This window comes from Leucobacter exalbidus (assembly GCF_017834145.1).
In the GTDB taxonomy this organism is placed as follows: domain Bacteria; phylum Actinomycetota; class Actinomycetes; order Actinomycetales; family Microbacteriaceae; genus Leucobacter; species Leucobacter exalbidus.
Window position 1 is genome coordinate 1,817,972 of record NZ_JAFIDA010000001.1, and the last position, 20,174, is coordinate 1,838,145.

Below are 20,174 nucleotides of genomic sequence, written 5' to 3' on the forward strand. Positions count from 1 at the left end.
AAGTGTAGTCCTGTGTCACTGCTGTTGCGCGTACAACTCGGCGTATGCCCCACCTTGTGTGATCAATTCGGTGTGCGTGCCCGATTCGAGAATGTGCCCGGATCCCACGACGTAGATGCGATCTGCCCCCTCGATGGTCGACAACCTGTGCGCGATCGCGATCGTGGTGCGGCCGCCGCGGGCCCCGTCTAGCGCCCGCTGCACCGCCCGCTCGTTGACCGTGTCGAGCGCGCTCGTGGCCTCATCGAGCACCAGCACGCGCGGGTTCTTCAGCAGCACGCGCGCGATGGCGATGCGCTGTTTCTCGCCGCCCGAGAGTCGGTAGCCGCGCTCGCCCACGACGGTGTCGTAGCCGTTGGCGAAGGTTGAAATCGCATCGTGAATATTGGCGAGTTTGGCCGCGGCTTCAAGCTCGGCCTGGGTGGCGTCGGGTTTGCCGTAGCGCAGGTTTTCGGCGATGGTCGCGTGGAACAGGTAGGGGTCTTGGGTGACGACGCCGATGCGATCCATCAGGGCTTCCTGCTGCAGGTCGCGCACGTCAACGCCGCCGTAGCGCACCGAACCCTCGCTCGCCTCGTAGAGCCTGGGGATCAGTGATCCGATGGTGGTCTTGCCCGACCCCGATGCGCCAACGAACGCCACGAATTCGCCGGGGGCGACCTCGAACGACACATGGTCGAGGGTGGCGCGCTCGCTCGCCTCGGCGTCGGAGTACCGAAAGGTGACATCGTCGAAAGTGATGCGGCCGGCCTCGCCAGGTCGCTCGCTGGGTTCGAGCGCGTCGGGCCGGTCGGTGATCGCGGGATTCAGGTTGAGGTACTCAAAGATGCGCGCGAACAGGGCGCGCGAGGTCTGCAGGTCGAGGGCGATACGCATGAGTGCCATGAGCGGGAAGAGCAGCCGCGATTGCACCGTTGTGAACGCCACGATCGTGCCCGAGGTGATGCCCGGGTCGAATCCCTCGCCCTGCGCGTTGGCAATGATCCAGCCCGACACGAGGTACACGATGGCCGGCACCGCCGACATAAACACCTGCACCATGGCGAAGAAGTACTGGCCGCTCATGGTCTGGCGCACCTGCAGGTCGATCTGGCGTGCGTTCTCCGCCGCGTACCGGCCCGTCTCGGCGCCCTGCCGCGAGTAGGTCTTGGCGAGCAGTACGCCCGACACCGACAGCGCCTCTTGGGTGATCGCGGTCATTTCAGACAGTGATTCTTGTGTTTTGCCCGCGATGCGCGCCCGCACCTGGCCCACGCGGCGCTGCGCAAACACGATGATGGGCATCAGTACGAGGGCGATCAGGGTGAGCTGCCAGCTCAGCAGCAGCATGGCAACCGCGGCGGCGATGACGGTGACGATGTTGCCGATGATGCTCGAGACGGTGTTGGTGAGCACGTTGGCGACGCCGCCCACGTCGTTTTGCAGGCGCGATTGGATGACGCCGGTTTTGGTGCGGGTAAAGAACCCAAGCTCCATCGCCTGCAGGTGCCCAAACAGGCGCACGCGCAGGTCGCCCATGACGCGGTTGCCCACGCGCGCGGTGAAGTGGGTCTGCACCACGCTGATGGCGCTCGAGAGCACGAACGCCGCGATCATCGCCCCCACCAGCCAAGCCAGCAAGGGGAGATTCGGAATGCCGTCGGGCGGAAACAGCCCGTCGTCGAACACGCGCTGGGTGAGCAGCGGCGGGGCAATACCCAGCGCGGCCGACACGATTACGAGCCCGATGATGACGGTGAGCTGCGTCTTGTAGGGGCGAAACAGGTCGGTGATGTGTTTGCCAAGGTTGGGAATCTCGGGCGCCTCAGCGTTGAGTTCCTTCTGCTTTGCGGCGTCTCCGCCAGCGACTCCGCGCCCACCTGGTCTCATGTGCAGAGCCTAGCGCGCCGGCGCTAAATACTCAGTAGATCGCCGATGCCCTCGAGCACCGATCCCCCGGCATCCACGAGCTGGCCCGCGCTGCCGAGCGCTTCAACGAGATGGCCCGCGGCGGCCGCGATCTGCAGCGTCGCCGAGATCAGCTCGAGGGCCACGAACGCGTCGTCGGCCCCGAATGCATCGGTGTCGATGCGCGCTGCTTCAATACGCAACACCTCGGCCCACTCGGTTTCGAGGTTGAACAGCATCGCATACGGCAGCAGTTGCTCATACACGTGCAACCGTTCGAACCCCTCGGCGGCGGGCACACGTACCGCGCCCTGCGGCGACTGCAGCACGCGCAGCCGGTCGGCCTCGGCCAGGCGAATGTACTCGCGCATGCCGGCGAGGTGCCGGCGCGCTTGCAAACTCGGCGGCAGAAACCGCCGCCACGGCCTAGGGCAGACAATCATCGCGGCGATGGTCGCGCAAAACGCGGCACCCGCGACGATCACCCCGGCGAGCGCGGTGTCATCTTCGCCCAGCATCGTCGCGCACACAATCAATACAAACGCGGTGGCAAACACACCGATCCAGCCGAACACCAGGCACACGGTGCGCGCCCAGCGCACTGGCCGAGCACCGATCAGCCCTCGATGAGCGAGCTCGCTGATCGTGTCGGCGAGCAGCGCGGCGGCCCGTTTGCCTGCCGCGCCGCCCTTAGTCTAGAGCTTGCGCACGGCCTTCTCTTGTGCCGCCTCCCCCAGATACACCGCGAGCACGCGCTGCTCTTGCGCGGTGAACTGCGCACCGGGTGCGATCTCGATTGCGAGCTGCTCGCGCCCCTTTTTCGTGGGGGCTGCGCCCGGTTCGGGCTGCGGGGTGAGCAGGCGAATTTTCTTCCGGATCGCAAGCTCCACCAGCGCTGCGGGCAGGGCGCGCGCTTCGGCATTGGCCAGCACCGCGTCAAACAGCAGCGAGGACCCGGGCAGCGGCGCGTACTCGGCGATTACGGTGCCGACGGGCTGACGCGACTTGTGCCGCGAGATCAACGCGATCGTGAGCAGGGCTGCCGCGGGGAGTGCGGCGGCAAGAATCGCGAAGAAGACCATGCACAAAGTTTAGGGCGGTGGCCGAGCCTCGGCGTCGCCCCAAGACGAAACCCCGCCACCCCACCGTCTACGACGCGTCGATGGCCTGTTCGAGTCGCTCGAGCTTGCCGTCTATTTCGCCCTCGAACCCGGGGCGAATGTCGGCCTTCATGATCAGCGAGACGCGTGAGCCAAACGGCAGCACGGCCTCGGTAGCGCGCTTGACCACGTCGAACACCTCGTCCCATTCGCCCTCGATCTCGGTGAACATTGATGAGGTACGGTAGGGCAGCCCCGATGCGCGCACGACCTTGACGGCCTCGGCGACGGCGTCAGACACCGACCCGTCGGCACGCTCTGCACGGCCGGGGGCTTCGCCGCTCGGGGCGACTGAGAACGCAAGAATCATGGGAGGTCCTTTCGAGAACTGTGCGGGCGGCGGCGCCCACACAGGGTGAGAAGCACAGGGCAGAAAACGCAAAAGCGTGGTGCCTCAGACGCTACGCCTTGGGCACCACGCCAGTCTACGGATGACGAGATACGGGTTACTGCATCACCGGCACGGGGCCCGTGACGGGGCGCACCGGGCGCTTGCCGAAGAACAGGGTGACGACGATACCGACGGCGATGACCGCGATCGGCAGCAGCAGGGACTGCGCCATCGCGATCGAGTAGCCCTCGCGCAGCGGCTCAGGCAAAGCTCCTCCGCCCGCACCCTGACCGCCGGCGCCAGCCGCGGCCGCACCGAACTGCGCCGACAGCTGCGACGCCATCAGCACGGTGATCGCCGCCGCACCGAGCACGGCGCCCACCTGGCGGCCGGTGTTGTAGACGCCTGATCCGGCGCCTGCGAGTTCAGGGGCCAGCCCAAACGTCGTGATCGAAGCCAGCGGGCCCCACATGAACGCGTTGCCGAGGCCGAGCACCGCGCTCGCGGCGAGCAGCCACCAGATCGAGGTGTCGGGGCGCATCATGAAGAAGTACATGATGAGGCCCGCGGCCACGAACACGAGCCCGAGGGTCGCTGCGCGGCGGGGTTCGCGGTGGTCGATCATGAGGCCGACGGGGCGGGCGAGGGCGATCGCAATGACGGCCATCGGCGACAGCATCAGCGCAGATTCGGTGGGCGTGAGGCCCAGCACGAGCTGGAAGTAGAACATCAGCGGAAGGCTCTGCGCGGTGATCGCGAAGCCGATGGTGACGATCGCGGCGGTGCCGACCGAGAAGTTGCGGTCACTAAACACGCGCAGCGGAATCAGTGGTTCACCCTTCTGCACCCGCTGCCACACGACGAACAGCACGAGCAGCACAATGCCCGCGATGATCAGCATGGGTACGGTGATCGGGCCGAGGATGGAGCCCCAGTCGTAGCTCTCGCCCTCTTGAATGCCAAACACGAGCAGAAACATGCCGACGCCGCTGAGTATCACGCCGAGCCAGTCGAAACGGTGCGCGGTGGTGGGCAGCTTCGGCACGAACTTCAGGGCGAGCGCGAACGCGATCACGCCCACGGGCAGGTTGATGAAGAAGATCCATTCCCAGCCGCCGGCATCGATCAAGAAGCCGCCAAGAATCGGGCCGACGAGGGTCGCGACGCCCGCCGTGACACCCCAGATCGCCATCGCCGACCCGCGCTCACGCGGCGCGAAGATGCGCGTGATGACCGCCATCGTCTGCGGTGTCATCAGCGAGGCGCCGAGGCCCTGGAACACACGCGCGATGATCAACGTTTCGATATTGGGGGCGATGCCGCACGCGAGCGATGCCACGGTGAAGACCGCGAGGCCCAGCAGGTAGAGGCGGCGCGGGCCGAACCGGTCACCGAGGCGCCCGGTGATGAGCAGCGGCACCGCGTACGCGAGCAGATACGCGCTCGTCGCCCACAGCGTCGCCGTCATCGTCGTGTCGAGCCCCTGCATGATTGAGGGGTTCGCGACCGACACGATCGTCGTATCCACCAAGATCATGAAGAAGCCGAGCACCAGGGACCACAGGGCCGCCCACTGTCTGATGGGCGGGGCGGCAGGGGCCTTACTGTCGTTACTCACTGCGCCAGCTTACGCGCCCGGGCTTAGGATCAAGATCACGATCAAGATCCGGATCAAGGCCTAGTGTCTAGGGCCTGATCCGGATCCTTAGCCCGTTAGCGCTTCAGCGCGTCGGCAATCTTGACCCGCGTGCCGGTGCGCAGAATCGATCCTTCATAGATGCGGGCACCCAGCGCCCACACAATCGCGATCGATACCAGCAGAATCAGCACTGACAGGATCGGCTCCCACCATGCCGCGGTGCCCAGGTAGAGCCGCATCGGCATGCCGACGGGGGCCGAGAAGGGGATGTAGCTCATGATCGCGAGCGCGGTCGGGTTGTCGTTGAACACGATCACGCCGATGTAGGGCAGCATCACGAGCATCATCACGGGGCTCGACACCGAGCCGATGTCTTCTTGTCGCGACACGAGCGAGGCGAGGGCAGCGTAGAGGGCGGCGAGCAGCACGAAGCCGAACGCAAACAGAATGCCGAACCAGATCAGTGCGATGCCGAGTTCGCCCAGCAGCAGGTCTTGCCCGGTCGCGAGCATGCCCACCGAGGCGAGGGCCGCGATGGCGACGACCTGCGCGAGGGCGAGCAGGCTGTTGCCGAGGATCTTGCCCGCGAGCATGGTGCGGGCGCTGACGGTGGAGAGCAGAATCTCGACGATGCGGGTCTGCTTCTCTTCGACCACGCTTTGGGCGATGGTGGTGCCGAAGGTGATCGCGCTCATCATGAACACCATGCCGAAGGCGATCGAGATGAGGTACGCGACCATCGGGTTGTCTGAGGTGGGTGCGAGGATCTCGAGTGTGGGGGCGGCAGACAGGGCCTGCATCACCTCGCCGGGTGCGCTGTCGTTGGTGAGCACGGTGAGGCCGACCGGGGTGTCTCCGCCCGGGATCACTGCGGCTTCGACGTCGCCGTCAAGCACGAGGCGCTCGGCCGCGGCGCGATCTGGCGCGCTCGTAACCTCGAGGCCAGCGGCTTCAAGCTGCGCCGCCGGATCGCTGGTGCTTGCGGCGCCGGTGCCGGCCACAACGGCGACCTTTGCCGGGTCACCGAACCCGCCAGAGTTGGCGATCACGCCGCTCGCAATCACGCCCGCGAGCACGAAGAACAGCAGCAGGCCGGCCGAGATTAGAAACGCCTTGCTGCGCAGGCGGGTGGTGATTTCGCGCTCGGCGACTAACCAGGTCGCGGCCGCCGGGGTGAGCCGCCGGTGCGTGGGTGTTGATGTGCTCATCGCACTACCTCCTGAAAGATCTGAGCGAGCGAGGGGGTGACCGGGCCGAACCGGCGCACGTGGCTGACCGCAGGGTCGCCCTCGGTGACGGCACGCGTCAATACCGACTGCGCTGCGGCGACGGTGTCGGCTTCGAAGCGGGCCAGGCCGCCGTCGAGGTGGGTGACGGTGACGCCGGGGTGTTCCCTGATCCAGCCGGCGTCGCCCGCGCTGCCCGCGATCTCGATTTCGAAGACGCGGCCCGAGTGTTCGGCGCGCAGCGCTTCGCGTGAGCCCTGGGCGAGGATCTTGCCGCCGCCAACGATGACGAGGTCGTCGCAGAGCCGCTCAACAATGTCGAGCTGGTGTGAGGAGAACAGCACGGGAACCCCCTGTGCGGCGTAGTCGCGCAACACCCCCACCACGACCTCCACGGCCATCGGATCGAGGCCCGAGAACGGTTCATCGAGCACGAGTACGCGCGGTTCGTGTACGAGGGCGGCCGCGATCTGGGCGCGCTGCTGGTTGCCCAGCGACAGGCTTTCGAGGGTGTCGCCCGCGCGATCGGCGAGCCCCAGGCGTTCCACCAAGCGCTCGGCCGAGGCCTTCGCCCCCGTCGCCGTCATGCCGTGCAGGCGGCCGAGGTACACGAGCTGCTCGAGCACCTTCATCTTGGGGTACAGCCCGCGTTCCTCTGGCATATAGCCGAAGCCCGCGCGGTCGGCGGCGGTGATGGGGGCACCGTCGATGGTGATCGTTCCGGTGTCTGCCGCGAGCACTCCGAGCAGAATGCGCATGGTGGTGGTTTTGCCCGCGCCGTTGGCCCCCACGAAACCGGTCATGCGGCCCGCGGCGACACTAAAGCTCACGCCGTCGAGCACGCGGCGGGAACCGAACGTGCGGCTGACTCCTTGAATCTCAATCATCAACGTTCCTCTCGTTATGTGTTCCAGCTTGGCCTGCCACCGCGGTGCGGCGCCTCCCCCGCAAGGCGGAACTTGCGCGGGTGTCAGAGGAGATTCGCACCGAGCAAGGCGTGTTCCCGCCGCATCTCCCCGCACATCTCCCCGCGCATCTCCCTCGCACGGGGGAAGCGGCTCACCGCGCCAGTTCACTACCCTGGAATCATGACGGTCACCACGCGAGAGCCCAGCCACGGCACCTGGACTCGCCCCCGGCCCACGCGCGAGGGGCTGCGCTTCGATGTCATCCTTGCCGTTGCCCTGGCCCTCGCGGCCACGACCACCGCGCTGCTGTACGACCGGGTCGGCATCTACGCCGAAACCGCTCCCATATGGGTGTGGATTGTGGGCCTCGGGCTGTCGACCCTGCCGCTCGCCGCTCGGCGCATCTGGCCCGTGCCCGTCGCGATTCTCGTGTCGATCGGGTTCTTTGTCTGCGGGCAATTCGCTGTGCCCGAGCTACTGATTGTCAACATCAGCCTCTTTATCGGCCTCTACGCGGTCGGCGCGTGGGAGCCCCGGCGTGCGCTCGCAATCTGGAGCCGCATCGCCATCAGCCTGGCGATGGTGGTGTGGCTGCTGGTCTCGCTGATCATCGCCTCGTCGAACACCGAGGCGATGCCCGAGGTGTCGCGCAGCGGCATCTTCTCGGCCTTCGCCACCTACGCCGTCATTCAGATCATCACGAACCTGATCTACTTCAGCGGCGCGTTCATGTTCGGCAACCGATCGTGGCAGGCAGCCCGCGCGCAGGCGCAGCTCGAGGCGCAGGGGCACGAGCTCGCGCTCGAACGACGCACGAGCGCCGAGCAGGCGGTAGCCCTCGACCGCATCGAAATTGCGCGTGAACTGCACGATGTCGTCGCGCACCATGTCTCAGTGATGGGCATTCAAGCGGCGGCGGCCAGGCGGCTGCTGGAAAAGGACGCCGAATCGGGGCGCGAACGGGCCCAGCAGGCACTCTTGGTTGTTGAAACGAGCGCAGAAACTGCCATCGCTGAGCTGCGCGGCCTCGTGGGCACGCTGCGGGCGCCAGAGCCCAGCGCCACCGCCTCCACCATCGGCATCGCGCAACTACCCGCGCTCGTCGCGGCGTCGCAAGGGGCCGGAGTGCCCGCCACGCTCATCATCGCGGGCACGCCGCACCCGCTGCCCATGCTCATCGACGTCGCGCTCTACCGCGTCGCGCAAGAGGCCCTCACGAACGTGCGCAAGCACGCGGGTCGCGGCGCCGAGGCGACCGTGCGACTCAGGTTTGAGACGGGCGCGGTCGAGCTCGAGGTCAGCGACACCGGCATCGCGCAACGGCTCGCGGCGGGAGCTGCCGCGGGTGCTGGTGGGTCTGCCGCAAGCTCCGGATCAGGCCTCGGCCTGCGCGGCATGCGTGAGCGCGCGGGCGCCGTGGGCGGCACCGTTGAGGTGGGCCGGCGCGAAACCGGTGGGTTCTTGGTGCGCGTGCGGGTGCCGCTGCGCGAGCCCAGCCCGGCACCGGGCTCCGCTGCCGGGCCTGCATCCACGACTGTGCTTGCTCCGGCCCCTACTCCTATACCTGCATCAGCATCCGTCACCATTCCCGCGGAGGATCTCGCATGATTCGTGTACTGGTGGTTGATGACCAGGCGCTCGTGCGATCGGGGTTTCGCATCATCCTCGAAACCGAGCCCGACATCGAGGTGGTGGGCGAAGCGGCCGACGGCGCCGAAGCGGTGCAGCTCGCGGCGGCGCTCACCCCCGACGTCATCTGCATGGACGTTGAAATGCCGGGCCTCGACGGTATCGAGGCATCCAAACGCATTCTCGGCTCCGCGCGCTCCGGCAACTCCGGCAACTCCGGCAACTCCGGCAAGTCTGCCCCGCCCGCCATCTTGATCCTCACCACGTTTGGGCACGAGCAGTATCTCTTCGACGCCCTCGCCGCCGGCGTCAGCGGGTTCCTGGTGAAAACGGCCCGGGCCGAGCAACTCATCGATGCCGTGCACGAGCTCGCGGCCGGCGGCGCCCTGCTCGGCCCCGATGTCACCCGCGCGGTGATGGAACGCGCGGCTCAGCGTGACGCGGCAGCAGCGGGCGGCACGGCGGCGGGAGGCACGGCGGCGGGAGGCACGGCAGGATCCGGAGCAGCGTCATGCCCCCTCGACGCCGCAGGCCTCACCGAGCGCGAACGCGAGGTGCTGCGGTGGCTCGCGACCGGGGCGTCGAACGCCGAGATCGCGGCCGCATTGTTCGTGGGCGAGGCCACCGTGAAAACCCACGTCTCCAACCTGCTGCAGAAATTGGGGGCGCGCGACCGCATCCAGGCGGTCGTGTGGGCGCACACCCACGGCATCGAGCCACACGAATGAGCGGGCGTGATTTGATCCGGATCGCGCCCCTCGCCGCGGGCTCACGCCCCGGCGCGCTTCGCCCATGCTTCGGCGCCGTAATGTTCAGTCATGTCTCAGGCGTGACTGGGCTGATGCGGGGGCCCAAGAACTAGTCTGGAGAGAGCTCGCTCCTGGGGGCTATTCGCCTTGGGGGCGCGAGCCGCTTGCCGCGCTACGTTGCCGCGACCGAGACCAGTCACCGACGACACGATTCGCACATTGCGAAGGAGGCCACCATGTCTGACCTACAGCCCGCCGAGCCCGCCACCACGGCTGCCGCAGCTCCCGTCGCCACCGCGTTCAGCGACGCCCACGCCGTCTGGCACGCCGAAGTCGAGGCGGCCCGCACCGCCCCCTATGGTGCGCTCACCGCGACCGCCATGCACTGGCTCGAGGGAGATGCGGGCGAGGCCCGCGAGCTGCCCGGGCTACCCGGTGAGTGGCGTGCGTACCCCGATGGGCTCGTGACCGTCGTGGTCACCGAGGCCGACGGAATTTCGCAGGCGGGGCAGCCCGTAGCGGGCGAGGTGCGGGTGGGCCCGCTGACCGGGCTCGCCTCGGCCACCCTCACCTGGGGTGACATTTTGATTGAGATCGCAGCCCGCTCGGGCGCGATTGCGGTGCGACCCCGTGACCCGCAGGCTGCGGCGCGCGTGGAGTACACGGGCACCCCCGTGTTTGCCCCGAACCGTGACTGGGTGGTGTCGGCCGAGTTCGAATCTGACCCGCGCGCGAGCGTTGAGATTGATTCGGCGGCGGCCGGCCGGTTGCAGCACTATGACTCCCCCGGGCGGGCGGTTTTCACGGTCGGCGGCGAGCGCGTGGCCCTCACCCTGTTTGGGTCGGCGGCGGGCGGTGACCTGCGCGCCATCTTCTCTGACGCGTCACCCGAGACGTTCGACGCGACCCGCTTCGTGGGGGTGACTGCGCGCGAGGGCGGTCTCGTGATCGATTTCAACCGGGCCGTGAACCCACCGTTTGCGTACACCGAGCACGCGACCTGCCCGTTCCCGCCCGCCGAGAACCGGCTGCCGGTGCCCGTCGAGGCCGGCGAGAAGCGCCCCAACGCGTAGGCATGGCGTAGCGACGCGGGGTCGTGGCGGCTACGGCCGCTGCGACCCCGCGAAGCACTCGCGCACCTCGACGCGGGCGGTGAGCCCGCGCGCGATCCGCTCGCCGAGCGCGTAGGCGCGTGCCGGGTCAGTCACCCGCACCGCCCACACGCGCGTCAGCGACGAACCTCCGCCCGCAGCGGGCAGGCCGTCTGCGCCGAACTGCTGCGCACGACCGGGTTCGTCGAGCACCTCGCTCCACTCGAGCTCAGACGACGCGGCGAGCTCATCTTCAAGCGCGGCCGCAAAGGTGACGGCCGCCTCGATCTGGGCGGCGCTGCGCCCGGCGTGCACCAATCTCGCGGATGCTTCCCCCGTATGCGCTGCTCCGTGCACCATCAGTAGGTATCGCATGGCCCGCTCCGTTTCCCGGGCCCGACCTCAGTGACGTGCCCGCAATTGGTACGTCAATGGTGTCACGAAGCAGCGCGCAGGTCGAGGGGTCAGCTACTGCACTTCGTCGCGTGCGCCCGCCACCAACCGGTCGATGGTCTGCTGCGCACTCGCGAGCGCCACGGCCGACTCCTCGGGGCGGTTCAAATACCCGTGCGTGGTGCCCGCCTGCGTGTACTCCAGCACCCGCACCCCGGCCACCGCGAGCTGCTCGGCAAACTGCTCCCCCGACGCCCGCAGGTCGTCAATATCGGCGTTCACGATCACCGTGGGCGGCAAAAGTGCGAGACGGGGCGCCGCAATCTCGCCCGCGACGAGCTCGCTTTCGGCGGCTTCTGCGTCGCTCACCTCACCAATGTGGGTGGCGTACATGGTCGAGATTCGATCCGGATCAAAGCGCAGCCCCTCCCGCAGCGTCGCCGTCGCGCGCGCAATCGCGGCATCGGGCCGCTGGGTGCGGTGCAGCGTGGGGTATTCGAGCATCAGGGCCGCGGCCGCGGTGCCGTCGCCCGCGAGGGCGGCATCGGCACGGTCGAGGGCGGCGAGGGTGGCGAGATGGGCCCCGGCGCTGGCTCCGCCGATGAGCAGCGGGGCCGATTCGGTGCGCGCTACCCACGAGGCGACCGCGGCGACGTCGTTTGCGGGGGCGGGGGCCTTCACGGTGTCGCTCGCTAGGACGTAGTCGACCGAGTAGACGCGCACGCCGGCGGCGGCGAACTGGCGGGCGGCCCAGTCGGCCTCGGCCATGTCGAGCCCGCCGTGAATGAAGGATCCGCCGTGAGCCCACACGAGCACGGCCCAGGGTTCGGTGGTGGCGGCTGTCGCCGGTGCCGGGTCGTAGCGGCGCACCGGAACCTCGGCGGAACCCACCCGGTTGATGCCGCTCGCAGCCGCGGCACCAGCATCTTGGTTGCTCGGCTTCGACGACGAAACCTGGTTCGCAGGGCCAGGCACCACGAGATTCGTCACGGTGACCGCCGAGGCATCGGAGCCAGTAGCGTCGTGAACTCCTGTCGCACCAGTCGCACCGCTCAGGCTCGTTGTCGGCTGGGCGGCCGCCGTGCCGCGGGCGTCACCGCGCCACAGCACTGCCACGAGGCAGGCGGCGAGCGCCACGCACCCCACAATTACACCGATCAGGGGCCATCGTCGTATGCTCACACGCTGATTCTATGCGCGGTTGGTCGTACCCCTGGCGAAGTACACAAGTTGCGAGTCATAATTGGGTTCATGCTGACAGGAGCTCAAACGCAGTTCATTCATGGGGTTAGGAGCATCCATCGCTACGGCAGGCGGAACAATATGACCATGAGACATGAGATTGTCGAGAATGTTAGACATCCGTTTATAAACCGAATGAAAAGTTAACCTCTACTGGCACGCTTCAGTAATCACGACAGTTAATGTGCGCTCTTCTCTAAGAGGTTCTTGACATGATTACCTACTGCATAGGCCAGTTTGACGGGAACAGCGTTTCCAATCTGCCGACCTTGAATGGTCTTGGGCCCTTGTAATATCCAGGAGTCTGGAAAAGTCTGGATTCGTGCAGCTTCTCTGACCGTCAGCTGCCTAGGAAGCGTTGGATGAATTGGTGGATGAAATCCAGCTAAGTGATTGCCATTCGGCCCGTACCCACCACCTGCTCGAATCGTAACCGATGGCTTATTGGGATTTAGCCTCGACCGCCGATAATTCGGGTCCTCCTCCCCTGCTCCCAGCTTCTTCCAGCGTTCAACCACGTGTTTAGCATGCTTGTTCGCGACATGGTTCAGTTCTGGCTTGTCATCCCAACTCTCTAAATCTCCGATGGCGTCCCAGACAGTTTTCGGCGGTAAGCCCACAATTGGGCTGGGCAATGATGCCCCTCCCCCCATTAGCCCCACTACGATTAACCGTTTCCGGGCCTGCGGAACATCGAACTCAGCTGCGTTAAGAACACCCATCGAGAATTCGTATCCCATTTCACTCAGTGCGGACATAATTCCGCTCAGGTGATCATCATTTTTACGATGAGTCAGCGCGCTAACGTTCTCGAGCACAATCGCTCGAGGCTTAACCTCTCTGACAATTCGCATATATTCAACCCATAAAAAGTTACGCGGATCGTCAGGGTTTCCTCTGCCTGCGGAGCTAAATCCTTGGCAAGGTGGGCCGCCTACGACAGCATCCACACCTGCATAGGGAGACGCATCAAAATCCCGAATATCACCGCAAACCACATTCCATTTAGGACGATTAAATGAGAGGGTTTCGCAAGCGATGGGATCGTGGTCTAGGCATACAGCGGGTTCCCATCCGGCGAGCTCAAACCCTAGGTCCAAGCCGCCGCCACCACTAAAAAGAGAAACGTATCGCATCCCACAAGACTACCTGCGACAGCAGACAGTGTTAGCTTAGCGCCGCATTAATGGCGTCCTCATACGCCCCCATCGGAGGCAAATTCGTTACTCCGACAAAGGCTTGAGCTACCTGAACCACACTCGTTGTAAGACGCCCGGTCTGCAGCAAGCTCGCAGGTTGACCGGGAATCACGTTTTCCCAATCGGGGTCGTAAGACAAGAACGTAACTGCGCCAGGAGCCAATGGGTATTCAGGAAGTTCGTTTCCTTCGCCAAGAAGGCGCTTCGCGATTCGCTCAAAAACCGGCTTAGGAGTCACAAAGAAGAGGCCACCTTTACATAACTTCTCCCGCTGCAACAGATTACCTTTGTAAATCACCTGCGGCAAGATGCGCTTATTCACATTCTCCCAGTTAAAGGCCGCATCACTTTTCTTTATTTCTCGACCGTTCTGCAGCCCATCGATTGAGGCCCGATAGTTCCCTGTCGTATCAATCGTTTGCACTTCAACAGCCACAAACTCGGCAAGGCCCGTCGGAGTAACTACCGCCAAAATCCAGTCCACAAAGTAGGAACCCGAGCCGCCTCTCTGAGGTAAGCGCAGCTCACCACCCCATTTTTTTCCGAATACCCCAATTACGGGGCTCCCCCTCCGGATCGCCTCTGACAGCGCGGTTCGCCCCGGGGTCAGCACCCACCCATCGGTAAATCCAAACTCCCACTTATCGCCGAAAGCGATCGCAGCGATATCTCGAAGAATTTTCCAGTCGTCGCCATACAACCGATTGGGGCAGCAAACCACCGGAGCTCGCGTGGTTTGCTTCAGCGCGCATACGCCTGCGACCAAACCATCCTGAAACACTTTCTCGCACGAATCATCTATGAAAGGGCATCGTTGATTCGATGCGGCAGACGTAGCTTCCACGCTAGTGTCTGCAGCGCTGTACCCAAACCAATCGGTAATTGTCACGGCCATGGCCCCATACTGTCACGCTCGAGGGGATTCAGCTATTCCGCATTAGCGCCGCATCCTCTAAACACTGGCGCCGCACACCTCGACCCGCCACAATAGGCCCATGACACCCGCCTACACCGAGTTCACGTACACCGATGCATTGGACGTCGAGATCACCGCCTACGAGTGGCGGGCCGAAGATCCTGTTGCGATTGTGCAGATCTCGCACGGCATCGGCGAGCACGCGAAGCGTTACGACGCCTTTGCGCAGTTCCTCACGAAGAACGGGTTCACCGTTTATGCCGACGATCACCGCGGCCACGGCGCCACCGGCCTTGCCCAGCACGACGGCGATCTCACGAAGCTGGGGCGCCTCGGCGAGGGTGGCCTCGCCGCCACCGAGAACGCTATTTTGCAGCTCACCGCGATCATTCGTGAGCGTAACCCCGGCCTCTCCGTCGTCATGTTTGCCCACTCGTGGGGGTCGCTCATGGCCCAGCGTATTCTTAATTCGCACCCGCGTGCGTGGGATGCGCTCGTGCTCTCGGGGTCTGCCCTGCGCACGTTCCGCCACATGGAGAGCGGCAATCTCAACGCGAAGTGGGCCGGCCCCGACGCCAACGGGTTTGAGTGGCTCAGCCGCGACGAGGCCGAGGTCGCGAAGTACATCGCCGACCCGCTGTGTTTCGAGGCCGATATTCTGCGGCTCTTCGGTGTTGCCGACGGGCTGCGACTCTTCGGCCGCCCGGTCGCTGGCCTCGCCCCCGAGATGCCGATCTTGATCATTTCGGGTGCCGAAGATCCGATCGCCCGCGGCGACAGCTTGCCGCTGCTCGCTGAGGCCTTTCGCAAGCGCGGAGTCCAAGACGTCGCCCTCAAAACCTACCCGGGCGCGCGGCACGAGACACTCAATGAAACCAATCGCGACCAGGTGTTCGTGGATCTCTCGACCTGGATGCTCGAGCAGGTTTCGCCGAACTAGATTCCGAGTCCCCAGGACCGGCCTTGTACCCGAGGTTCCCCTTGATGGCACCGTGAGACATCGCACTTGCTCATTCTGGCATTGCCCAGATGGCTGCAAAGAAACGAAATTCAGCTATAGCTCGTACCGACAGCAGACCCCATCCGCGCCGAACAACCCCTTGCCTCCAACACGAAACAATATGTACACTATAGAACATAGGTTCCGAACATGTATTCTATAGAGGCATTGGAGAAGCACATGAGCAAGAGGAAGTCTGTGCATACAGTTCCAAGAGGCGACGGGTGGGGCAACCTGAGTTCTGGGAGTACTCGTGTGCCTAAGATTTATTCAACCAAGGCCGAAGCTCAAGCCGCGGGGCGGGCTACCGCGATGCGCCAAGAGGCTGAGCACGTGATTCATAATCGCAACGGCCGCATTGGTGCCTCCAACTCCTATGGAAACGACCCGTTCCCACCTCGGGGCTGAAGGCACTTCGAGTGCTTAAAACATGGCTCGTACCGCCCGCACCATCAGCGGTTGTCGCGTTTCTTCAGCGAGGGTGACTTTCGAACCAAGGGGCCTAAGTCCGTTATCCGCTGAACCAGTCGCTGAGCACCACATGCCCTCCGCCCGTGCCCGCAATGCGCCCCGGCTGTGCTCCACAGTTCACACCGCGCGACGCGCCCCACGGCACCCCGCTGACCCCCGTCCATGGCGCCAAAGCGGCCCGAGGCGTACGCTAAAGCTATGAGCACACACGGCGAGTTCAAGGTTCCCGGCGGCAAGCTGGTTGTCGTCGATTTCGACGTGGCCCACGGCCGCATCAAAGACTTCCGGTTATCGGGTGATTTCTTCCTCGAACCCGACGATGCCCTCGACTGCATCAATGGGGCCGTTGAGGGTATGGACCCCGCGGGCACCATCGAAGACTTCGCGGTCGCGATCCAAAAGGCGCTCCCCAGCGAGGTCCATCTGCTCGGGTTCACCCCGGGGTCTGTGGGGGTCGCCATTCGCCGTGCGCTCACCGGCGCCGCCCACTGGCGCGACTACGACTGGCAGATCATCCACGAGCCGCCCATCTCCCCGGTGCTGAACGCCGCCCTCGACGAGGTACTCACCACCGCCGTCGGTGAGGGTCTGCGCGGCCCCACCCTGCGCATTTGGGAGTGGAACGAGCCCGCCGTCATCATCGGCAGCTTCCAGTCCGTCAAGAACGAAGTAGATGAGGCCGAGGCCGCCGCCCGCGGCGCGAAGATCGTGCGCCGCATCTCGGGTGGCGGCGCCATGTATATGGAGCCCAACGCCAGCATCACCTACGCCCTCTACGTGCCGGGTGAACTCGTGCGCGGCATGGGCTTTGCTGATTCCTACGCGTACCTCGACGAGTGGGTGCTCGAGGCGCTGCAGGCGCTCGGCATCAACGCCACCTACAAACCCCTCAACGACATAGCGAGCCCCCAGGGCAAAATCGGTGGCGCGGCCCAAAAGCGCCTCGGATCGGGCGCCGTGCTGCACCACGTCACGATGGCCTACGACATGGATGCCGAGGCGATGACCCAGGTGCTGCGCATCGGCCGAGAGAAGCTCTCTGACAAGGGCACCGCGAGCGCGCAGAAGCGCGTCGATCCGTTGCGCAGCCAGACCGGGCTGTCGCGTGAAGACATCATCGCGAAACTCATCGAGGTGTTCACGCAGCGTCACGGCGCCCAGATGGGCGAGGTGACTGACGGCGAGTGGGCCGCGGCCGAGCTGCTCGTTGAGCAGAAGTTTGAAACCCTCGAGTGGATTAAGCGCGTCCCGTAAGCTCAATAAGTTTCAGTAGGCTCAACAGCATGCAGCACAACGACGCTCTCCTGCAGGATCTTCGCCGCGTACTGGCGAGCCCCTCGCCCGCGCTGTTGATCGAGGCCGCGAGCGCGCTTGCGGCGCTCCAGCCCGCCGAGCCCGGCCCTGATGGCTCCCACACGCATGAGCTGCAGGATCTCATGACGGTGATCACGCAGTTGGCGCCCACGCTGGTGTCGGCCGCTGACCCTGAGACGAACGCGGTGCTGCGGGTGTGGGCCGAGATGCTCGGTGATGACATGCTGCGCCGCCGCGTCTTCCACTCGGTGAGCAAGCGCGATCACCCGGCTTGGCTCGATAACCTCCCGCACACCCGCGTCACGCGCGCCATTAGCTTTGGCGATCCGTTTGGCGAGGAAGAAACCCTGATGCTCGAGGTACAGATCGGCGCCCTGAGCTTCACGCTGGCGTGCGCGGTGCGTCACCTGGGCGGATCCTGCCTCGAGGATGCCTATCTGCTGTCGACCTCGATCGCGGGCGCCTTCGAAGACATTCCGCCTGAGGTTGCCGAGACCGTCGTGCGGCGCGAGCGGCCCCTCCCCGAGGCGCAGCAGCTGCTGGCCGAGGCGCTCGAGGTTTCTGACCAGACGTTTCCGCCGTTTGAGTCTGACAGCTGGCCCATCACGCGCCCCGCGTTCGAGTGGTTTCTGCGCCTCATGCCGGCCCCGCCCACGCACCTGCAGGCCGTCGAGGACCCCTGGCTGGGTGACTTGGGCCACGCCGAAGGCGGTCACCGCGACCCCGAGGTGGCGCGCGTCGCCGACGCGTTCGCCCAGTCGCTCGAGGGCCGCAGGCTCCCCCCTGAAATGCGCAACGACGCCTATTTCGTGTTCTTGTTCCAGTCGACCCACGGCACCGGCGATCTGATGCGCTGGGGCCCGCAGTTCGTCGAGGCACTGATGCTCGATCTGTATCCGCGCAAGATCTTAGCCCCGGATCAGGTACTTTTGCGCCTTCCCCGGTTGCTCTCCGCGATCGTCACATGGGCGAACACGACCTCCGGAGTGGCGCCCTCGCGCACCAATATGGTGCTGCGGCTGATCAAGAAGCTGTCGCCCGAGTATCGCAATCTGGTGCGCGAGCGACATATCAATCCGTTGACGCAAATGTGGGCGGGCATGCCCACGTCGGTGCCCGGATTCCCTGACGGCAGCATTCCCGGCGACCTGTTCCCGAGCGATCATCGCGCGGGTGACAGCCACGCGGGTGATCACCGTGCAGGCCGTCACCTCTCTATCGCCGATCTTGCAGACGCCGATCCGTCAGCCGCCGAGCTGCAGCGCGCTGATGTGCAGAGCGCCGATTTCCTTGACCCCGATTTCTTCGCTGACCCGTCGTTTTCGGCCGATCGGGCGCTCGTGCAGTTCGTGCGTTTTCAGTTAGAAGACGAAGCGGGCGGCCCCGAAGAGCTCGCCGAGCTCGACACCACCCCGCTGCGCATCGACACCTTCGACGAGGTGCTCGACAGCTATGAGGTGCCCGAAGATCTGCACCCGAAGCTGCGCAAAATTGCGGCGATCGTCACCAAGGTGGGCGGTAAGTTCTTTCACGATACCGAGCTCGTGTCGGTGGCCGTGCGGGTGCTCGTGGCGTCGGCGACGTGGGATCCGGCGGTGTATCGCCGCCGCGCCAAAGACGAAATCACCGCGGCCGCCGTGTGCTGGATCGCGGGCCGCAATAACCGCTGGTTCTCTGCGTATGATCGCCCCGAGCGCAGCGTCAAGGCCCTCGTGACGGCCTTCGGGCTCACCTCATCGCCGCAGCAGCGCGGCATCACAATTCTGCGGGCAATGGGTGCGCACGAACCGTATCGGGCGCAAGATCTGAACATCGGCGACCCCGAGTTTTTGACGGCCGCACGCCGCGCCATGATCATCGCTGAGCGCGACGCGCTGCCGCCCGCCTAGCGGGTCAGAATCACCTTGCCGGTGGTGGCGCGGCTCTCGAGCGCGGTGTGCGCCGCGGCCGCCTCGGCGAGCGGAAAGCGGGCGCCGATGCGCACGTCGAGGGTGCCTGCGGCGATCGCGTCGAAGAGTTCACCGTATCGCCAGGCCCGCTCTTCGGGGGTGCGCAGGAAGAAAGTGAGCGAGGGGCGCGTGATCGAGAGTGATCCGCCGCCGTTCAGCCGCTGCAGGTCGAACGGCGGCACGGGCCCGCTCGCCGCCCCAAACAGCACCATTTCGCCGCGAATGCGCAGGGCCCGCAGCGAGTCATCGAAGGTGTCTTTACCGACCCCGTCGTACACGACCGCGACGCCAGCACCCGCCGTCAGTTCGCGCGCCTTCTCAGCGAAGTTGCCGTAGCGCAGCACGTCTGAGGCGCCGGCGGCCAGGCTCAGCTCGCGCTTGGCGGGCGTTGACACCGTGGTGATGACGCGCACCCCGCGGGCGACGAGCAGCTGGGTGAGCAGCAAACCCACACCGCCGGCTCCGGCGTGCACGAGCACGGTGTCGCCGGGCTGCGGGCGTGCGGCCGAGGTCGCGAGGTAGTGCGCGGTGAGGCCCTGCAGCGGCAGCGCGGCGGCCGTCTCAGCGTCAATCGTGCCCGGCACGCGCACCGCGCCCACCGCGGCCACGAGAAATCGGTCGGCATAGGTGGCCCGCGCTTCGGCCGTGGCGATCAGGTCGCCCACGGCAAACCCGGTGACCCCGTCGCCCACCGCGATCACGGTGCCCGAGGCCTCGGCGCCCGGGGTGAACGGGTAGTTTACCGTGTACAGGCCCGAGCGCTGGTACGTTTCGATGAAGTTCACGCCGACCGCGGCGGTCTCCACGAGCAGTTCGCCGGGCCCCGGGGACACCTCGGCAATGTCGGCAAGTTCGAGTACTTCGGGTCCGCCAGAGTGCGGGGCAACAATTGCGCGCGTCATGCTCTGAGCCTACGCTTTGGGCGGCCGTTCATCGAGTACGTCGCGCCGTATGACGTAATGTGCTTCGACGGGGCTGTCTGTTCCAGATGTCTGCCTGTTCTGCCGCCTGCCTACGTCAGCGAGCACCTTCCACCCCAACGACGAAGGGGAGGGCCCGCCGAAGCACAC

The 20,174-nt window shown here is 65.4% G+C and carries 19 protein-coding genes; 7 read left to right on the forward strand and 12 right to left on the reverse strand.

The features are described from left to right. Window positions 1-15: 15 nt before the first annotated feature. From JOF28_RS08225 to JOF28_RS08255, 7 genes are all read right to left on the reverse strand, one after another. A complete protein-coding gene (locus tag JOF28_RS08225) occupies window positions 16-1,869 on the reverse strand; it encodes an ABC transporter ATP-binding protein (RefSeq protein ID WP_209705317.1) in 1,854 nt (617 codons plus the stop codon). 23 nt (window positions 1,870-1,892) lie between these two features. Beyond that, on the reverse strand, window positions 1,893-2,462 hold the full coding sequence (locus JOF28_RS08230) for a DUF2207 domain-containing protein (RefSeq protein WP_209705318.1): 570 nt from the start codon (window positions 2,460-2,462) through the stop codon (window positions 1,893-1,895). Between the two features lie 120 nt (window positions 2,463-2,582). Continuing rightward, complete coding sequence (locus tag JOF28_RS08235; protein ID WP_209705319.1) at window positions 2,583-2,969, reverse strand: hypothetical protein; 387 nt, start codon at window positions 2,967-2,969, stop codon at window positions 2,583-2,585. Window positions 2,970-3,036: 67 nt separating this feature from the next. Next, a complete protein-coding gene (locus JOF28_RS08240) occupies window positions 3,037-3,357 on the reverse strand; it encodes a thiamine-binding protein (protein ID WP_209705320.1) in 321 nt (106 codons plus the stop codon). A gap of 136 nt (window positions 3,358-3,493) precedes the next feature. Next, on the reverse strand, window positions 3,494-4,915 hold the full coding sequence (locus JOF28_RS08245; protein ID WP_209706918.1) for a DHA2 family efflux MFS transporter permease subunit: 1,422 nt from the start codon (window positions 4,913-4,915) through the stop codon (window positions 3,494-3,496). 176 nt (window positions 4,916-5,091) lie between these two features. Next, window positions 5,092-6,225 (reverse strand): ABC transporter permease, encoded by a 1,134-nt coding sequence (locus JOF28_RS08250; RefSeq protein ID WP_209705321.1) that lies wholly within the window; start codon window positions 6,223-6,225, stop codon window positions 5,092-5,094. Beyond that, complete coding sequence (locus JOF28_RS08255) at window positions 6,222-7,130, reverse strand: ABC transporter ATP-binding protein (RefSeq protein WP_209705322.1); 909 nt, start codon at window positions 7,128-7,130, stop codon at window positions 6,222-6,224. The genes JOF28_RS08250 and JOF28_RS08255 overlap by 4 nt, the downstream gene beginning before the upstream one ends. 201 nt (window positions 7,131-7,331) lie before the next feature. On the opposite strand from JOF28_RS08255, the gene JOF28_RS08260 reads away from it, so the two are divergent. The 3 genes from JOF28_RS08260 (at window position 7,332) to JOF28_RS08270 (ending at window position 10,602) form a co-directional block, all read left to right on the forward strand. Further along, on the forward strand, window positions 7,332-8,759 hold the full coding sequence (locus JOF28_RS08260) for a histidine kinase (protein ID WP_209705323.1): 1,428 nt from the start codon (window positions 7,332-7,334) through the stop codon (window positions 8,757-8,759). Further along, on the forward strand, window positions 8,756-9,508 hold the full coding sequence (locus JOF28_RS08265; protein ID WP_209705324.1) for a response regulator: 753 nt from the start codon (window positions 8,756-8,758) through the stop codon (window positions 9,506-9,508). Before JOF28_RS08260 ends, JOF28_RS08265 begins: the two co-directional genes overlap by 4 nt. Window positions 9,509-9,765: 257 nt before the next feature. After that, window positions 9,766-10,602 (forward strand): DUF1684 domain-containing protein, encoded by an 837-nt coding sequence (locus tag JOF28_RS08270; protein ID WP_209705325.1) that lies wholly within the window; start codon window positions 9,766-9,768, stop codon window positions 10,600-10,602. A 30-nt stretch (window positions 10,603-10,632) separates the two neighbouring features. On the opposite strand, the gene JOF28_RS08275 is transcribed toward JOF28_RS08270, so the two are convergent. The 4 genes from JOF28_RS08275 to JOF28_RS08290 form a co-directional block, all read right to left on the reverse strand. Beyond that, on the reverse strand, window positions 10,633-10,995 hold the full coding sequence (locus JOF28_RS08275) for a hypothetical protein (RefSeq protein ID WP_209705326.1): 363 nt from the start codon (window positions 10,993-10,995) through the stop codon (window positions 10,633-10,635). A gap of 93 nt (window positions 10,996-11,088) precedes the next feature. Continuing rightward, window positions 11,089-12,195 (reverse strand): alpha/beta hydrolase, encoded by a 1,107-nt coding sequence (locus JOF28_RS08280; protein ID WP_342452127.1) that lies wholly within the window; start codon window positions 12,193-12,195, stop codon window positions 11,089-11,091. A 239-nt stretch (window positions 12,196-12,434) separates the two neighbouring features. Continuing rightward, window positions 12,435-13,391 carry a DNA cytosine methyltransferase gene (locus JOF28_RS08285; RefSeq protein WP_209705327.1) on the reverse strand — a complete coding sequence of 319 codons (957 nt, stop codon included), beginning with the start codon at window positions 13,389-13,391 and terminating at the stop codon, window positions 12,435-12,437. A 31-nt stretch (window positions 13,392-13,422) separates the two neighbouring features. Further along, window positions 13,423-14,349: a NotI family restriction endonuclease gene (locus tag JOF28_RS08290; protein ID WP_209705328.1), complete on the reverse strand. Its 927-nt coding sequence runs from the start codon at window positions 14,347-14,349 to the stop codon at window positions 13,423-13,425. 100 nt (window positions 14,350-14,449) lie between these two features. Here JOF28_RS08290 and JOF28_RS08295 point away from each other — a divergent pair, with 100 nt between their 5' ends. The 4 genes from JOF28_RS08295 to JOF28_RS08310 all read left to right on the forward strand — a co-directional run bounded on the left by JOF28_RS08295 (window position 14,450) and on the right by JOF28_RS08310 (window position 19,044). Next, entirely contained in the window at window positions 14,450-15,310 is an 861-nt protein-coding gene (locus JOF28_RS08295; RefSeq protein ID WP_209705329.1) for an alpha/beta fold hydrolase, read from the forward strand. A 240-nt stretch (window positions 15,311-15,550) separates the two neighbouring features. Next, on the forward strand, window positions 15,551-15,778 hold the full coding sequence (locus tag JOF28_RS08300; RefSeq protein WP_209705330.1) for a DUF2188 domain-containing protein: 228 nt from the start codon (window positions 15,551-15,553) through the stop codon (window positions 15,776-15,778). A 261-nt stretch (window positions 15,779-16,039) separates the two neighbouring features. Next, entirely contained in the window at window positions 16,040-17,095 is a 1,056-nt protein-coding gene (lplAB, locus tag JOF28_RS08305; RefSeq protein ID WP_209705331.1) for a lipoate-protein ligase LplAB, read from the forward strand. A 29-nt stretch (window positions 17,096-17,124) separates the two neighbouring features. Then, entirely contained in the window at window positions 17,125-19,044 is a 1,920-nt protein-coding gene (locus tag JOF28_RS08310; protein ID WP_209705332.1) for a hypothetical protein, read from the forward strand. Here the strand turns inward: JOF28_RS08310 and JOF28_RS08315 are convergent. After that, window positions 19,041-20,006 (reverse strand): quinone oxidoreductase family protein, encoded by a 966-nt coding sequence (locus JOF28_RS08315; protein ID WP_209705333.1) that lies wholly within the window; start codon window positions 20,004-20,006, stop codon window positions 19,041-19,043. The two genes, JOF28_RS08310 and JOF28_RS08315, sit on opposite strands and share 4 nt — an antisense overlap. Between the last annotated feature and the right edge of the window lie 168 nt (window positions 20,007-20,174).

Coding starts and splice junctions, on each gene's coding strand:
- JOF28_RS08225 (WP_209705317.1), bottom strand. CDS start 1,869: ATGAGACCAGGTGGGCGCGGAGTCGCTGGCGGAGACGCCGCAAAGCAG.
- JOF28_RS08235 (WP_209705319.1), bottom strand. CDS start 2,969: ATGGTCTTCTTCGCGATTCTTGCCGCCGCACTCCCCGCGGCAGCCCTG.
- JOF28_RS08240 (WP_209705320.1), bottom strand. CDS start 3,357: ATGATTCTTGCGTTCTCAGTCGCCCCGAGCGGCGAAGCCCCCGGCCGT.
- JOF28_RS08245 (WP_209706918.1), bottom strand. CDS start 4,915: ATGATCTTGGTGGATACGACGATCGTGTCGGTCGCGAACCCCTCAATC.
- JOF28_RS08250 (WP_209705321.1), bottom strand. CDS start 6,225: ATGAGCACATCAACACCCACGCACCGGCGGCTCACCCCGGCGGCCGCG.
- JOF28_RS08255 (WP_209705322.1), bottom strand. CDS start 7,130: ATGATTGAGATTCAAGGAGTCAGCCGCACGTTCGGTTCCCGCCGCGTG.
- JOF28_RS08260 (WP_209705323.1), top strand. CDS start 7,332: ATGACGGTCACCACGCGAGAGCCCAGCCACGGCACCTGGACTCGCCCC.
- JOF28_RS08265 (WP_209705324.1), top strand. CDS start 8,756: ATGATTCGTGTACTGGTGGTTGATGACCAGGCGCTCGTGCGATCGGGG.
- JOF28_RS08270 (WP_209705325.1), top strand. CDS start 9,766: ATGTCTGACCTACAGCCCGCCGAGCCCGCCACCACGGCTGCCGCAGCT.
- JOF28_RS08275 (WP_209705326.1), bottom strand. CDS start 10,995: ATGCGATACCTACTGATGGTGCACGGAGCAGCGCATACGGGGGAAGCA.
- JOF28_RS08285 (WP_209705327.1), bottom strand. CDS start 13,391: ATGCGATACGTTTCTCTTTTTAGTGGTGGCGGCGGCTTGGACCTAGGG.
- JOF28_RS08290 (WP_209705328.1), bottom strand. CDS start 14,349: ATGGCCGTGACAATTACCGATTGGTTTGGGTACAGCGCTGCAGACACT.
- JOF28_RS08295 (WP_209705329.1), top strand. CDS start 14,450: ATGACACCCGCCTACACCGAGTTCACGTACACCGATGCATTGGACGTC.
- JOF28_RS08300 (WP_209705330.1), top strand. CDS start 15,551: ATGAGCAAGAGGAAGTCTGTGCATACAGTTCCAAGAGGCGACGGGTGG.
- lplAB (WP_209705331.1), top strand. CDS start 16,040: ATGAGCACACACGGCGAGTTCAAGGTTCCCGGCGGCAAGCTGGTTGTC.
- JOF28_RS08310 (WP_209705332.1), top strand. CDS start 17,125: ATGCAGCACAACGACGCTCTCCTGCAGGATCTTCGCCGCGTACTGGCG.
- JOF28_RS08315 (WP_209705333.1), bottom strand. CDS start 20,006: ATGACGCGCGCAATTGTTGCCCCGCACTCTGGCGGACCCGAAGTACTC.